General features: G+C 30.4%; 10 protein-coding genes. 6 read left to right on the forward strand and 4 right to left on the reverse strand.

Annotated elements, in window-relative coordinates; all coding sequences use genetic code 11:
• Window positions 1-68: 68 nt before the first annotated feature.
• On the reverse strand, window positions 69-1,721 hold the full coding sequence (locus tag Q0945_RS09600; protein WP_299433979.1) for a solute:sodium symporter family transporter: 1,653 nt from the start codon (window positions 1,719-1,721) through the stop codon (window positions 69-71).
• A gap of 215 nt (window positions 1,722-1,936) precedes the next feature.
• On the opposite strand from Q0945_RS09600, the gene Q0945_RS09605 reads away from it, so the two are divergent.
• Entirely contained in the window at window positions 1,937-2,791 is an 855-nt protein-coding gene (locus Q0945_RS09605; protein WP_299433981.1) for a hypothetical protein, read from the forward strand.
• Window positions 2,792-2,794: 3 nt separating this feature from the next.
• Here the strand turns inward: Q0945_RS09605 and Q0945_RS09610 are convergent, their stop codons facing one another.
• A complete protein-coding gene (locus Q0945_RS09610) occupies window positions 2,795-6,508 on the reverse strand; it encodes a metallophosphoesterase (protein WP_299433983.1) in 3,714 nt (1,237 codons plus the stop codon).
• Between the two features lie 56 nt (window positions 6,509-6,564).
• Here Q0945_RS09610 and Q0945_RS09615 point away from each other — a divergent pair, with 56 nt between their 5' ends.
• On the forward strand, window positions 6,565-7,752 hold the full coding sequence (locus Q0945_RS09615; protein ID WP_299433985.1) for a Pycsar system effector family protein: 1,188 nt from the start codon (window positions 6,565-6,567) through the stop codon (window positions 7,750-7,752).
• A gap of 17 nt (window positions 7,753-7,769) precedes the next feature.
• On the opposite strand, the gene Q0945_RS09620 is transcribed toward Q0945_RS09615, so the two are convergent.
• Window positions 7,770-10,142 (reverse strand): GAF domain-containing protein, encoded by a 2,373-nt coding sequence (locus tag Q0945_RS09620; RefSeq protein ID WP_299433987.1) that lies wholly within the window; start codon window positions 10,140-10,142, stop codon window positions 7,770-7,772.
• 111 nt (window positions 10,143-10,253) lie between these two features.
• Here Q0945_RS09620 and Q0945_RS09625 point away from each other — a divergent pair, with 111 nt between their 5' ends.
• Window positions 10,254-11,156: a metallophosphoesterase gene (locus Q0945_RS09625; RefSeq protein WP_299433989.1), complete on the forward strand. Its 903-nt coding sequence runs from the start codon at window positions 10,254-10,256 to the stop codon at window positions 11,154-11,156.
• Window positions 11,157-11,161: 5 nt separating this feature from the next.
• Here the strand turns inward: Q0945_RS09625 and Q0945_RS09630 are convergent, their stop codons facing one another.
• Window positions 11,162-11,890, reverse strand: a complete 729-nt coding sequence (locus Q0945_RS09630; protein ID WP_299433991.1) for an energy transducer TonB — start codon at window positions 11,888-11,890, stop codon at window positions 11,162-11,164.
• Between the two features lie 253 nt (window positions 11,891-12,143).
• On the opposite strand from Q0945_RS09630, the gene Q0945_RS09635 reads away from it, so the two are divergent.
• From Q0945_RS09635 to Q0945_RS09645, 3 genes are all read left to right on the forward strand, one after another.
• Window positions 12,144-12,794: a hypothetical protein gene (locus tag Q0945_RS09635; RefSeq protein ID WP_299433993.1), complete on the forward strand. Its 651-nt coding sequence runs from the start codon at window positions 12,144-12,146 to the stop codon at window positions 12,792-12,794.
• Between the two features lie 100 nt (window positions 12,795-12,894).
• On the forward strand, window positions 12,895-13,587 hold the full coding sequence (gene aqpZ / locus Q0945_RS09640; protein WP_299433995.1) for an aquaporin Z: 693 nt from the start codon (window positions 12,895-12,897) through the stop codon (window positions 13,585-13,587).
• A 112-nt stretch (window positions 13,588-13,699) separates the two neighbouring features.
• A complete protein-coding gene (locus tag Q0945_RS09645; RefSeq protein WP_299433997.1) occupies window positions 13,700-14,347 on the forward strand; it encodes a hypothetical protein in 648 nt (215 codons plus the stop codon).
• Window positions 14,348-14,414: the final 67 nt, after the last annotated feature.

Here is a 14,414-nt window from a genome sequence, read left to right on the forward strand (position 1 = left end):
AGGGGTTAATTTTTAGTCATTTTATTAGTTTCTAAATATTAGGTTAGAAAGTTATAAATAACCCATTGTTACTTCGCAAAATATATATAAATACCAATTACAATAGTGCAAATTACAATCCCAAGTTGTTTTACGTATTTATAAGGTTCTATAGACACTTGATCTGTATATTCTATAACAAAAACTTCTTTTCTTGGGTATATTTTTCCTATAATTAGCATTATACCCACATTCAACAAAAATAATATTGCCATTATATGAAGAAAATGTGGGTACGCATCTGCCTCTACAATTCTTAATGCTTGCTGGTTTGTAACTCCAGATTCTTTTGCTGCAGTTAATGCTTTTTCTACCATATTAGGACCTAACCAAAACTGGCTAATAATATACAAGATAGAACCTGAGAATATTCCAATTTTGGCTGCAATTGCAGGAACTCTTTTTGTTAAATATCCTACCACAATAATAGTAAAAATAGGGATACTATAAATACCGTTTATTTGCTGTAAATAATTAAACAAACTACCTGCATTTGCTATTAAAGGTGCAATAAACATTGCTGCTAATGCCAAACATATGCCAAATATTTTACCGTATTTTACAACTGTTATTTCTGGTGCATCTTTATTAATGTGTTGTTTGTAAATATCTATTCCAAAAAGCGTAACAGAGCTATTTAAAACACTATTAAAAGAACTTAAAATTGCACCAAATAAAACTGCTGCAAAGAAACCAACTAAAGGTTTTGGTAATACTGCACGGACTAATTCTGGGTAAGCTAAATCGCTAGATTCTAAACCATTATCAAAATAATGAAAAGCTATCATACCAGGAAGCACTAATATTATTGGTCCTAAAATTTTTAAAAAAGATGCTAATAATAATCCTTTTTGTCCTTCTGCAAGACTCTTAGCTCCTAAGGCACGTTGAATAATTTGCTGGTTGGTTCCCCAATAAAATAATTGTACCAACATCATTCCAGTAAAAATTGTCATAAAAGGCACTTCTTGACCCGGATTTCCTGTAGAATCAAAACGTTCTGGGTTTGCAGAAACCAAAGTATCTAAACCACCTAGAACGCTACCGTCTCCTATTGCCATTAAACCAAAAACTGGAATTAAAACTCCACCTATTAAAAGCCCTATTGCATTTATAGAATCGGATACCACCACGGCTTTAAGTCCACCAAATACCGCATAAATAGAGCCAATAATACCTATTCCCCAGATACAAATTACTAAAGCGGTTTCATTAGAAACATTTAATAAAGAAGGAATATTAAACATTCCACTTATGGCTACAGAACCTGAATATAAAATTACAGGAAGCAACACAACCACATAGCCCGTTAAAAAAAGCCCAGACGTTATAGTCTTAGTAGTTACATCAAACCTATTTGCTAAAAACTGTGGAATTGTTGTAAGTCCGCTTTTAAGATATCTTGGTAGTAAAAAAATGGCAGTTACCACTATAGCAATTGCAGCTAAAGTTTCCCATGCCATAACAGACAAACCATCTTTATAAGCACTACCGTTTAAACCAACTATTTGCTCTGTAGATAAGTTGGTTAAAAGAAGAGAGCCTGCAATTACACCAGCTGTTAAACTTCTTCCTCCTAAAAAATAACCATCGGAAGATTCTTCATTTGTATTTCTTGTAGCTAAATATGAGATAACGGCTACCAACAAGGTAAAACCTACAAAAGAAAATATTCCTATCATTTTAAGTAATTTGGTTGTTTTGGTTTGAAATATATTAGAATATTCTTAATAAACAGTATGTTTTAATAAATCATTTTCTTTTTAACCACTATTTTTTATCGAAATTGTTTTCTAAAAGTATAGTTTCCAAAAATAATGTATTAAGTTTTTAAAAATCAGTTATTTTGTTAGCCTATTACCTATCCCATGATATTTCAATTATATAAATCCAAAAAATGTTTTATAAAACAATAATTGCTCTTTTTTTAACTGCTACTACGGCATGTAACAATACCGGAAAACTAAAATTAATTACCGATTTACCTAAACAACTAAATGAAAATTCTGGCATAGTTACTTTTAATTTAAAAAGTGCATGGTTTATTGAGGATAGTGGAAATAATGATAAAATATATAAAGTAAATTTTGATGGAAAAATAGTTAAAACCTTAGAGGTAAAAGGTGTAAAAAATAAAGACTGGGAAGATCTTACTAAAGACGATAAAGGCAATGTTTATATTGCTGATACTGGCAATAATGAAAATAAACGTAAAGATTTAGTTATTTATAAAATCCCAAATCCTGAAATAGAAAAAGGAGGCAAAATTGATGCTGAAGCAATACACTTTTATTACCCTGAACAAGAAAAATTTCCTCCTAAAAAAAACCATTTATTCTATGATGCTGAGGCTATTTTTTATTACAACAACTTTTTATATTTAATAACTAAAAACCGTTCGCACCCATTTAACGGAGAAGCTTTTGTTTATAAAATACCTTCTATTGCAGGAAATCATAAAGCCCAATTAATAGATACATTGAACTTTTGTGATGATTGGAACACATGCCAGATAACCTCAGCAGATATAGCTCCAGATGGCTCTAAATTGATTTTATTAAGTTATGGAAAGTTATTTATTATAACCGATTTTAAAGATGCTAATTTTTCTAAAGGAAAGATAGAGTCTATAGATTTAGAATCTACAAACCAATTAGAATCTGTTTGTTTTTTAAATCAGAGTACCTTATTACTATCTGATGAAAAAAAAGGGTCTACAGGAAGAAATATGTATTCCTTTAAACTTAAATAACTTTTAGAAACCAAATCCTATTCCAAAAGAGAAACGAACACCATCTTCACTATTAAAAAGAGCAAATTTAGCTGATGCAACATCCGAAGCATTTAAGAAAAAACCACCTCCAGCAGAGGTATGCCATTGGTTAGAGCTTAACCCTGGAAACCATACCCTACCATAATCATAGCCACCATAAATCCCTATAGTAATAGGCATTATTCCTGTTTTCATTTTTCTTAAATTATATCTAATATCTGTATTTTGATAATAAGCAGTTTTTCCTGTAAACCTTTGGTTTCTAAAACCACGTAACCCATCTATACCGCCAATACTTGCTGCTTGATAAAATTCATACCCATTTCCTATATTAAAATGAGCTTTCCATTTTGTTGCAAATACCAAACGGCCACTAGAGACCAATTTATGATCAAAAGAAATACTTGGTATAATAAACCCATAACTATCTGCTTTACCATCTACACTTGCTGTGTAACCTGCATGTAAAGATGTTGCCATCCCCATAGTTGGAAACGCTTTATTATCTATATTACTATAGGTATATTCCCCATCTACTCCTACAAAACTTTTACTATTATCAATATTAGTAGATGTTAAAAATGTATTTATAAATCTGTTTTGTGTTTCCTCTACCTCAATAGATTCATATGCTATACCTGCTCTAAGTTTAGAACCCATTTCTCCTCTCCACACTAAAGATGGAGAAATTTTAAAAGTTTCTAATTTTACACGGTTATAATCTAATTCTAAATCGTTATCAAAGTTTTCTGTATTATTACCATAACCAAAGAAATTAACACTAAAATTTGGGCTGGTTAATTTTGCTAATACCTCTAAATTAACTTTCCCAATAAAATTTGCAAATTCTCCTTTATAAGCTAGATCAAAACCATTTGTTGCAAAATAAAATTGTGCATTTAAAATATGCATTCTTGTAAATGGGTTTTGTCTAAGTCCATTGTAAACATAGGTGTTAGAGACACCCAATCTAAACCCATCATCTGGATTAGAACCAATTGTAGGTACTAATTGGTTACTACTAGTTTTATATTTTATGGGCTGGTAGGTATTGGTTTCATAATCTGTGGTGAAACGCACTTTTGCTCCTTTAGTATTTTTTAAAGTATTCTTTTTAAGTTTATTATCATAGAGATAAACCCCCTTACTGTTTACTACATCATAAATATCATTATTTTGCCCGCCAACGATACGTAATTTAGGCATATTCTTTGTAACATTTTTTATATCAAAATAGTCATCATCATCTAAGCCATAAATCCAAATCTCTTTAGTTATATCTTTAGTATACGTTTTGCTAAAAAACTGTTTTCCTTTTTTTCCTTTTTTTATCCTATGTCCTTCTACCTTTATACTATTATTTTCTTGCCCCGTAATAGTAAAATAATCATCCTTATCTGTACCTATAATTGTAGAGAACTTATTTAATAAATTATAATATGTATTTGCAGTTTCTACAATGTTTTGTTTTCTAGAAAGTAAAATACTCTTTAATTCCTCCGTTGTTTCACCTCGTACTTCCTCCGGAAAATTTAAAAAAGCTTTATCTATTACTTCTTCCGTAATATTTTCTTGTAAATATTTAGCTTGCTGTAACCATAAATCTAACGTTGTTTCTGGTAACAAAGTCATATCTAAAGCAAATGTCATAGGAGATCCATTAAACCCTTTTACATTTCTTATTTCTTCCTTAAAACCTTCCATTAAACTTAATGCTGGTATTGCTCTTGTTGCTAAACTCATAAAAGCCCCATCTCCCATAATTGAAAAAGCTTGATCACGGTCTCTAGGCACAGGTTTATATATAGTTTCTCCCGTTTCTTTATCCTTAAATTCTGCCCAACGCCACTGGTCTGTATGCCTATCCCAATCTCCAATAAGCATATCAAAAAGGCGAACTTTTACATAAGCTTGTTTATCTATTTTAAAATCTTCGTCTTTTCTTAATTTTTTGAGTAAGTCATCTGTACTTTTCATCTTATTAGCGTAACCAAAACTTTTTTGATCTCCATGATTATCATCTGTGCGCTCTTCTATCATATATAATGCATCTCCAAACTCATTAGCATATTCTTTAATTGCTGGTTGTTTAGGAATATAATATAATACTGGATTTGTATGGTATATGTCTACAGCATCAGACAATGTCCCAATAGTAAAAGGAGCATATGGATGAGAACCTGTATAAAAATCTAAAAGTGTTTTTTGTATATACGTATTTTCAAAATCACCAATTATATATTGGTCTTTAAAAGCTGCTGCTTGTAAATAAACTTCAGCACTTTTACGTAAAGCACGCATAGCATATTCTTGACCTTTACTATTTACTAGTCGCAATGATTTAGATTGATGACCACCTCCTTTTCTTATTACTTTTAACCCCCCAAATAAAGTATCTAAATTTACTGTAGGAGCTGCTACTTTTTGCCCATAAATATCTCTATAACGTTCTCCCCAAAACCATGTATAAAATTTAGATTTTCTTACTTCTTCTTTACTATAAATAGATGCTTCTACTATAGGAGGAAAAGAGGTATTGTATGCTCTTTTATTTTCTTTTCTTTGCGATGGCAAAACTTCTGAAGTATATAAAAATTTCTCTGTGTTTTTTTCAGAAATGCCATAATAACGTACTCTAGAAGAGCCATCTTTATACACCTCTAAAACAGCATACCCATTTTTCCCTGTAGAAAATTTAGCACCATTTAATAACTTAGATGCTTCCTCTTTAGCCCCAGAACCACTTACTATCTGAGGTATATTTTCTTCTACTATGTACTGCAACGTATGTTCATGACCAGAAGCAAAAATTACTTTATCGGAGTACTGCGCTAAAGTTACTATCCTTTTTCTTAACTCTCTGTATTTACGGTTGTTCATATCCTGCACAGAAGCCCCTGTTGTTCTTCGCAAAACATTAATAAAAGAGCCTAATATTGGAAGTGGAATTCTTGTATGCCCTGGATATAAATTCTTTTTAAAAGATGTTTGCCCACCATGTATACCGTAACTAAACATTGGATGATGAATAGCAATTATAGTGGTTTTATCTTCATTCTTCTTAATTAACCCTTCTAATTCTTGAAAAAACTTTTCACGATCTTTAATCTCACAATCATCATTCATTGTTGGGTGTTTATCCCAATTGGCTAAATACCACTGAGAGTCTACTGCTATTACTACAACCTTCTCATTAATCTCTATTTTTTCTATAGGACAACCATTTTCAGGAAAAAAAACTTCTTTACTCTTTAATGCATCTTGTATGTATTTTTCTTCTCTTTCTAAACCTTTTAACCCACCATTATACCAATCATGATTTCCAGGGATAAAAATTGTATTGCCTTTATAATTAGAAAGTGTTTTTAATTGTGCATCTAAATGGTTTTTAGCAATCTTATATCCTTTTACATCTTTGTCTTTATCTGGCAAACCTGCAGGGTAAATATTATCTCCTAAAAATAAAACGGTACTATTATCTTCTGCTTTTTCTAGTCTTTCTTTAAATAATTTTAAGGTCGGGTTAAGCTTATTTTCTGGAGACAAACCTGCATCTCCTATTAGATAAAAGGTATGCGATATTTCTTTATTTGTAGATACATCTATAGCATTATTAATACTAGCATACTTTTCTTTTTTTGTAGCACAACTTCCCAAAACTAGTATAAATAGTAATCCTAAGTAATATTTTTTCATAACTATGCTCTTCAATATAAAATTTGTACTTTGTAAAAATATTATAGCTTAGGATTATGACAGGAATAATTGAAAAAACACAACATTTTGTCGAAGAATTATTATCTAATAAACTAGATGCCAATTACCTTTATCATAATCTACGCCACACCCAACGAGTGGTTAAAAGTACTAAAGAATTATTAGATTCTTGCGATTTATCTGAAACGGAAAAAGAAGTTCTAATTATAGCATCATGGTTACATGACACTGGCTATACTTTAGGTAAAGACAACCATGAGGAAAATAGCTGTAAAATTGCAAAAGATTTTCTTAATTCTCAAAACTATAACCCAGAACTATTAGAAAAAGTTAGACAGTATATAATGGCAACACAGCGTTTTGCTGTTCCTGAAACATTACAAGAAAAAATTCTTAGAGATGCAGATGCTTCTCATTTTGCACAAAGTAGTTATTTAGAAACTTCTGAGTTTTTAAGAGAAGAACTTCGTTTACTAAACATTGCCACATACAACTACAAAGAATGGTTAAATCTAAATATTAAAATGTTTAGAAATGAACATAAGTATTATACAGATTATGCTATAGAAAATTGGCAGCCAAAAAAAGACAAAAATTTAAAAAAACTTATTAAAGAAAAAAAGCAAGACAAAGCTATTGCTAAAAAAGAAGCTTTAAAAGCATCCTATAAAAGTGAGAGCCCAGATAGAGGTATACAAACTTTATATAGAGTTACTCTAAAAAACCATATAACCCTAAGTAACATTGCAGATACTAAAGCAAATATTTTACTGTCTGTTAATGCTATTATTATTTCTTTAGCACTATCCAATCTTATTCCTAAATTAGACAACCCTTCTAATAGCTATTTAATTTACCCTACTATAATTTTTGTGATTTTTAGTGTAATTTCTATGGTTTTGGCTGTTTTAGCTACTAGACCTAATGTTACTAGTGGAGAATTTACCGAAGATGATGTAAAGCAAAAAAAAGTAAACCTTTTGTTTTTTGGTAATTTTCATAAAATGAAATTAGAACAATATGAATGGGCAATTAATGAGCTAGTCAAAGACAAAGATTACATCTATTCTTCTTTAACTAAGGATTTATATTTTCTTGGATTAGTTTTAAACAAAAAGTACAAAATTTTAAGGTGGACGTATACCATTTTTATGATAGGCATGGTAGTTTCAGTTATAGCTTTTGCTATTTCTTTTAAGTACTTTGTACCTATAGCTAATTAGTCCTAAAAAATTATACTTTATTCTTTTAATTCTTCCATTAAATCTGAATAGGTATATGTTTTTTTAGAAGATTTATCTGTTTTATATAAAATCTCTGCTCGTATTGCCTTAAGTCCAGAAACACCTTGTAAGCCTTCTAATTCTACTATTTCTACTTTGTCTGTAAAGTATCCTTTAGACTTTAAAAATTTAATATATCTTAAATACTCTAACTCGTCTTTCTTTTGAGAATAAACAATAGATATTTTTCCTGTTTGCGTTAACCTTTCACTTGTTCCTCTTATGTAAGATTTATCTATTCTTTTTTTTATTACTTCGTAACGCGCATTATAAGTACCATCTACATCAAACTTTTTTTCATCCATCCTAAATCTAATAGATAAAGAGGAATTGTGTACTAATATTAATGAAGCAGCATCTAAAGGAACTGGCAATTCCTTCTTTAATTGGTAGTGCCTATTTTCCATTTCGCACATTACCTGTAATTGCCACAATCTTAAATTATTAAGATATATATTATTGTACTCCTTATCTTGGGAAATAGAAGCCCCAACATACATGTTATGCTCTACACCATCTGTTTTATATCTTTCAAAATAATGCGGAAACATTTCTTGCGCTTCAACTTGTTTTTTATCTAATACAGACGCTAATTTTTTATTTATTAAAGTTACACTATCATCATATTGTTTTCTATGGTCGTAATATGAATTAGTTTCTAAATCTATTCCGCTTTCATATTCTATGACCTTTTTTTCAAGGTCTTTATCTAAATTTTTAATATGATTAAAAACTGGAACTATTTCATCTTGAACAAAATCAAAAATAGATTGCTCACTGTTGGTATAGAGCATTTCTTTTATGCTATCTAAATGATTTGTTACTCTAAATAATAACTCTTCGTATACTGGTAATTTATATTTTTCCCAAGTATTTTCAAGAACCTTACTAATTTGTGTAAGTTGTATGAGTAAATCTTTTTGAATAGCATCATTTCTTGCCTTAGAAGAGTCTTTTATATCTATTTGCCCGTAAAGAGGAAATACATCTTTAAATGTAATTTCTTTAAAGGAAGGTTGTAAACCTTCTAGTTGGTCTTTAATGAAGAATTTTGCTTCTTCTCTAAATCTCCAATACACAGAAGAATGCACAGAGGTACATTCGTTTTGTATAATTGCATCAATATAATTTTCTTCTTCATTTTTAGATCTTACTACCGCAGATACTATAAATGGCATAATATCATCTAACCTATTAGCATTAACGCCATTAAGCACATTCTTTTTATTAGAAACTACTTCTAAAACACCTAGCAATTCTCCATCAGATGCAATTGGTGCAAAAATTACACTTTTTACTCCTTGTTTATTAAGAACCTCATAGGGTGCGGCTCCATTTGTAGCTTTATTAAACTCTTCAAGATTAGGAATTGTAAAGTAGCTACTTTCATTAAGTAGTTTAGAATACGAATCTTCACAAAGTATATCTTTACATTCTGCAGCACCATTCCCATTTAATATAAAACTCTTTACATTATTACCATATACTGGCTCTAATAGGTTGTCTCTAGAATTATAGACTACAAAACCAACTTCTATATCGGGTAACCTAAAAAATGATCTAAAAATTTCTTGTAAATCATCAATAAAATTTTCGTTTCCTCTTTTATCGCTAGCTATTAATTGTGATTTTATTTGAGATATAGAATGTTCCGTAGTAACATCAAACATATTAGAAATAACAAAGCCTTTAGAAATAAAACTTCCGGGAGGTAGCTTTTCCATCCATAATGCTACATTATCAGGGTTTGCCAAAAGCTCATCTACATCTTTTCTAGTAATTTTCTTAGCTTTCTCAGTAGGTAGTATTTCTAAAAAATCGGCATTATAAAGTATTCTATAATGATGCATAACACCATTTTTATCTGGTATATTATAAAAAAATGGTTTTCTAAAATCTAGTTTATAACCATAATAAAAATTTAAAATAACTATACAGGCCATTATATAGTCATTACCATTATCTATATTACTTATAGATGGCTCATAATCTTTTCCGGCATCTCTTAGTATATTCTGAAACCTTTTAGAAGAATTAAAAATTACGTTATTGTATGGTAAAGAGGCTACTTTTATTTCATTTCCTGTTAATACTTCAGAAAAGGTGTCCTGTAAAATCATTTTTATAATATCTCTATGTTTTTGTAATAAAGATACATCTGTAAAACCATCTCTAAGCACAGGAAATGGCTCTTGAGACTTTAAAATATGAGAAGCTCTAGCAGACAAAAATGTATCATCTCCTTTTTCTATTTCTTCATAATGCATTAAAAGCTTGTTAAAACTAATAACATGCTTTATTGGCATTAATTTGTCTAGAGTTTTTATCATATCCCTTTGAGTCGGTTATTTACTTACAAAATTACAAAAAACACAGGTTTTAACTATGTTAAAAAGGGTGTTGTTAACTAGTTTTTCGGATATTTATCTAAAAATAATACTATGTCTTCTTTTTCTAGATTAACAAAAGCTTATAATAATGCGAAAATTATCCCTTTTGATGATTCTTCAAAATTTATACTATTTAGTGATTGTCATAGAGGAGATAATAGTTTTGCAGATGATTTTGCAAATAACAGAAATATATACTACCACGCACTAAGCCATTATTATAGAGAAGGGTTTAATTATTGTGAATTAGGAGATGGAGATGAGTTATGGGAGAACATGCATTTTAAATCTATTTTTGAAGCTCATAAAAGTATTTTTAAACTACTTAAAAAATTTCATTTAGCTAATAGATTGCATATGATTTGGGGAAACCATGATATGGTTTATAAAGACCCTGAATATGTAAAAAAGCATTTATCTAGTTATTTTGAACCTATTGATGCAGAAGACAAAGAACTTTTTAAAGACATTGTTTATAATGAAGCCGTTGTTCTAAAACACAAAGAAACTAACCAAGAGGTTTTTTTAACTCATGGACACCAAGCAGATTGGTGGAATTATATTTTTTGGCGCTGGGGCAGGTTCCTAGTGCGTGTACTTTGGAAACCACTACAAATATGGGGTATTGCGGACCCAACAAGCCCGGCAAAAAACTATACCGAGCTTATAAAAGTTGAGAAAAGAATAAAAAAATGGATATTAAAAAATAATCTAAAAATTACTGTTGTTGGCCATACGCATAGACCCCGTTTTCCAGAACCGGGAGACATTCCCTTTTTTAATGATGGTAGTTGTGTTCATCCTAGAAGTATTACTGGTATTGAAATTGAAAATGGCAAAATAGTTTTAATAAAATGGCAAATTGCTACAAAAGAAGATGGCACTTTACAAATTGTTAGAATAGTTTTAGAAGGGCCTCAAAAATTATCTCATTACCAAGCCAATAATCTTTAGTACTTTTATTTTAAAATGAAATTAATAGGGATACTATAAGGTACGGTTACTGGTTTTCCTCTTTGCATTCCGGGTGTCATTCTTGGTAAAGTAGTAACAATACGGCTAGCTTCTTTCTCCAATCTTGGGTCAGGACCCCTAGTTTTTACTCCAGTTATATACCCTTTGTTATTAATAGCAAAAATAACAAAAACTCTTCCTTTTATACCCATATCTGCTGCACTCTCTGGGTAGGTAAATTGTTTTATCACATGTGCTTGTATACCTTCTGCAAAACATTTTTTACGTTCAGCATTTGTTTTATACTTTTCGCATCCTGGAAAAATAGGCACATTCTCTATAACTGTAAAAGGCACTATTATTTCCTCTTCTATCTCTTCGCCTACTTCAACATCATCTATATTTAGTATTGGAGAATCTACTATAGTATTTTCACTAGACTCTGTACTTTCTATTATAGTTTCTTCTATATCTTCTGTATCATCTACTATCTCTATAATTTCTGGAGCAGCAGGCGGTGGTGGTGGTAATTCTGTTCTTAATTCTTTTGTTTGCGGCACTTCTTCTTCCAAATCATCTGCAACATTAAGCATCTCAACAATTACGTCATTTTTAGTATATGTTTTGTATTCCAAGGCTCTCCAAGTTACAAACAATACTATAGTTAGGCCTATTACAAAAAAGAGGCCACTGTCTCTATTTAAATCTGCTTTTGGGTTTTTTTTGACTTCCATAACTCACTAATTTTATTCTTAATAAAACTAGATGATATTTAAGCCAAAGAATATGATATTTATCATTTTCGAATAAAATTACCCACATATGCTTTAATTATATAATTAAAAAAGCTATTTATTATCAATATAATAATATGCTTATTGCTTACCCTAATCTAAAAACCTGTATTATTTTTAACAATATTACCTATTTTACCCTATTAATTAATTTTAACCGAACTTTGCAATCTTTAATAATAAAACACAAACCATGTTTAAAAAATCATTCTGTATTGTACTAATTTCTTTACTATTTGTTTCTTGTTGGAAAAATAAAAGCCCGGAAGATTTAATACGTTTAAAAGACAAGTTTAAATCGCAAGTTTCCACTTTTGAAAAGAAAAAGTCTAACGCAAACAAAAATGTTAACAAAGGACTAGAATCTTTAAATGCCTTAAAAAGTGCATTAGAAGACACAAAAAATGAAGACAAAGAATTTGCAAAAGTATATGGAGATTGGGAAAAAGTAAATAAACGCGTAGAAAATCTAAATAAAGAGTACGAAGATTTAAAAACCAAAGCTTCTAACCTTTTTGGAGCAATGGAAAAGCAAACCAATAGCCTTAGTGATGAAGCAAGTAAAAAAACATTATTAAGTGCTATTAATAAAGCAAAAACAAAATATAATGCTACCCTAAAAAATACTTCTAAAGCAATAGGAAAACTTAGAATTTTACATGGCGATGCGGTAGAAGTTGTAAAAGCCTTAGAGGTTGCTGCTGCTCTTAATTCTTTTGATAACATTAATGACCAAATGAAAAGTATAGAAGGTAGAGTAGAAGGTATTATGCAAGAACTTAATGTTGCAGTTGTAGAAAGTAAAAAACTTTACGAAAAAAAAATTACTGAGTTAGGAGAATAAAATAATAGCTCCTATTACTTAGTCCATAATTGTTATTATATAATTTCATATATTTAAGTACACTAAACATTTAGTAATCATTAACTTAAATACATTGAATATGAAAAAATTAATAGCGGAATTTATTGGAACATTATGGTTGGTATTAGGTGGTTGCGGTAGCGCAGTTTTAGCAGCTGGTTTCCCCGATTTAGGAATTGGTTTTGTAGGAGTTTCTCTTGCATTTGGTTTAACCGTTGTAACTATGGCATATGCTATAGGGCACATTTCTGGTTGTCATTTAAACCCTGCGGTTTCTATTGGCTTATGGATAGGAGGCCGTTTTAACGGTAAAGAATTAGTTCCATATATACTATCGCAAGTGCTAGGCGGCATTGCTGGTGCAGGAATTTTATATGTAATTGCTACAGGAAAACCAGGTTTTGAAGTTGGTGGCTTTGCAGCAAATGGTTTTGCAGAACACTCTCCAGGAAATTACTCCATGGCTTCTGCTTTAATTACAGAAATTGTAATGACATTTATTTTCCTATTTGTAATATTAGGTACAACACATTCTAAAGCTCCAAAATATCTTGCTGGTTTAGCAATAGGACTTTGTTTAACCCTAATTCATTTAATTAGTATCCCTGTTACAAATACCTCTGTAAACCCTGCAAGAAGTACAAGTCAGGCTATTTTTGCGGATGGCAGTTGGGCAACGGGGCAATTATGGTTATTTTGGGTTGCTCCTATTATTGGTGCTATTTTAGCTGGAATTGTTTATAAATACGTATCTCCAGAAACAGATAACTAAAATATTTTACCACTATACTTTTTACAAAATAGAAAGTATAGTGGTATTTAATTATTTGTAAAATATGCAATGGCAGGGTATTTGCTATCTTTGTTTTAAATTTTTTACTTTAATGAAATCCCTGCATAACATATTTTTTCTTTTCTTTTTTCTTCTGATATTTCAGTTTGGGAATGCACAGAGCGATTTACCTACCCAAAACCCATTAAATATAAAAGCAGAAGAAAATAATACTACTAGCAAAGGACCTGTATTAAATATCCCTTCAGTAATTAACAAACAACCAGACATAAATATTAAAGACTCTCTTGGTCGTAGACCCGTAAAAATGTTACCCGAAAGAGAATTGGTACAAGCAGGACACGGCCTTAAAATAGACCCCAAAGTTGGTCCTAGAGAACCTAAAGAAGGTTCCAAAGATTTTTTTGGAGATCAGTATTTAGGAGATGTAAAAAATAATGGAAAATTTATAGGTATTGTTTGTCGTGATCATGAGTATGTAGATGGTGATCGTGTAAAAATTTGGGTAAATGATGTGGTTGCAGACCCTAACATTCTTTTAACTAGCGCCTTTAAAGGTGTAAATGTAGATTTAAAAAAAGGATTTAATAGAATAGATTTTGAAGCATTAAACAATGGCTCTTCTGCTCCTAATACAGCGCAAATAAATGTGTATGATGATAAAGGAGAATTAATTTACGCAAACAAATGGCTCCTATCTTCTGGTTCTAAAGCCACTTTAATTATTACGAAAGAGTAAATTTTCTAAATTCTACCTATAAGAAATACACTAATTTACCTTTTTAAAGTACCTTACAAAATAACGT

Origin of the sequence: uncultured Maribacter sp. (assembly GCF_947500405.1) — a bacterium.
GTDB lineage: Bacteria > Bacteroidota > Bacteroidia > Flavobacteriales > Flavobacteriaceae > Maribacter_B.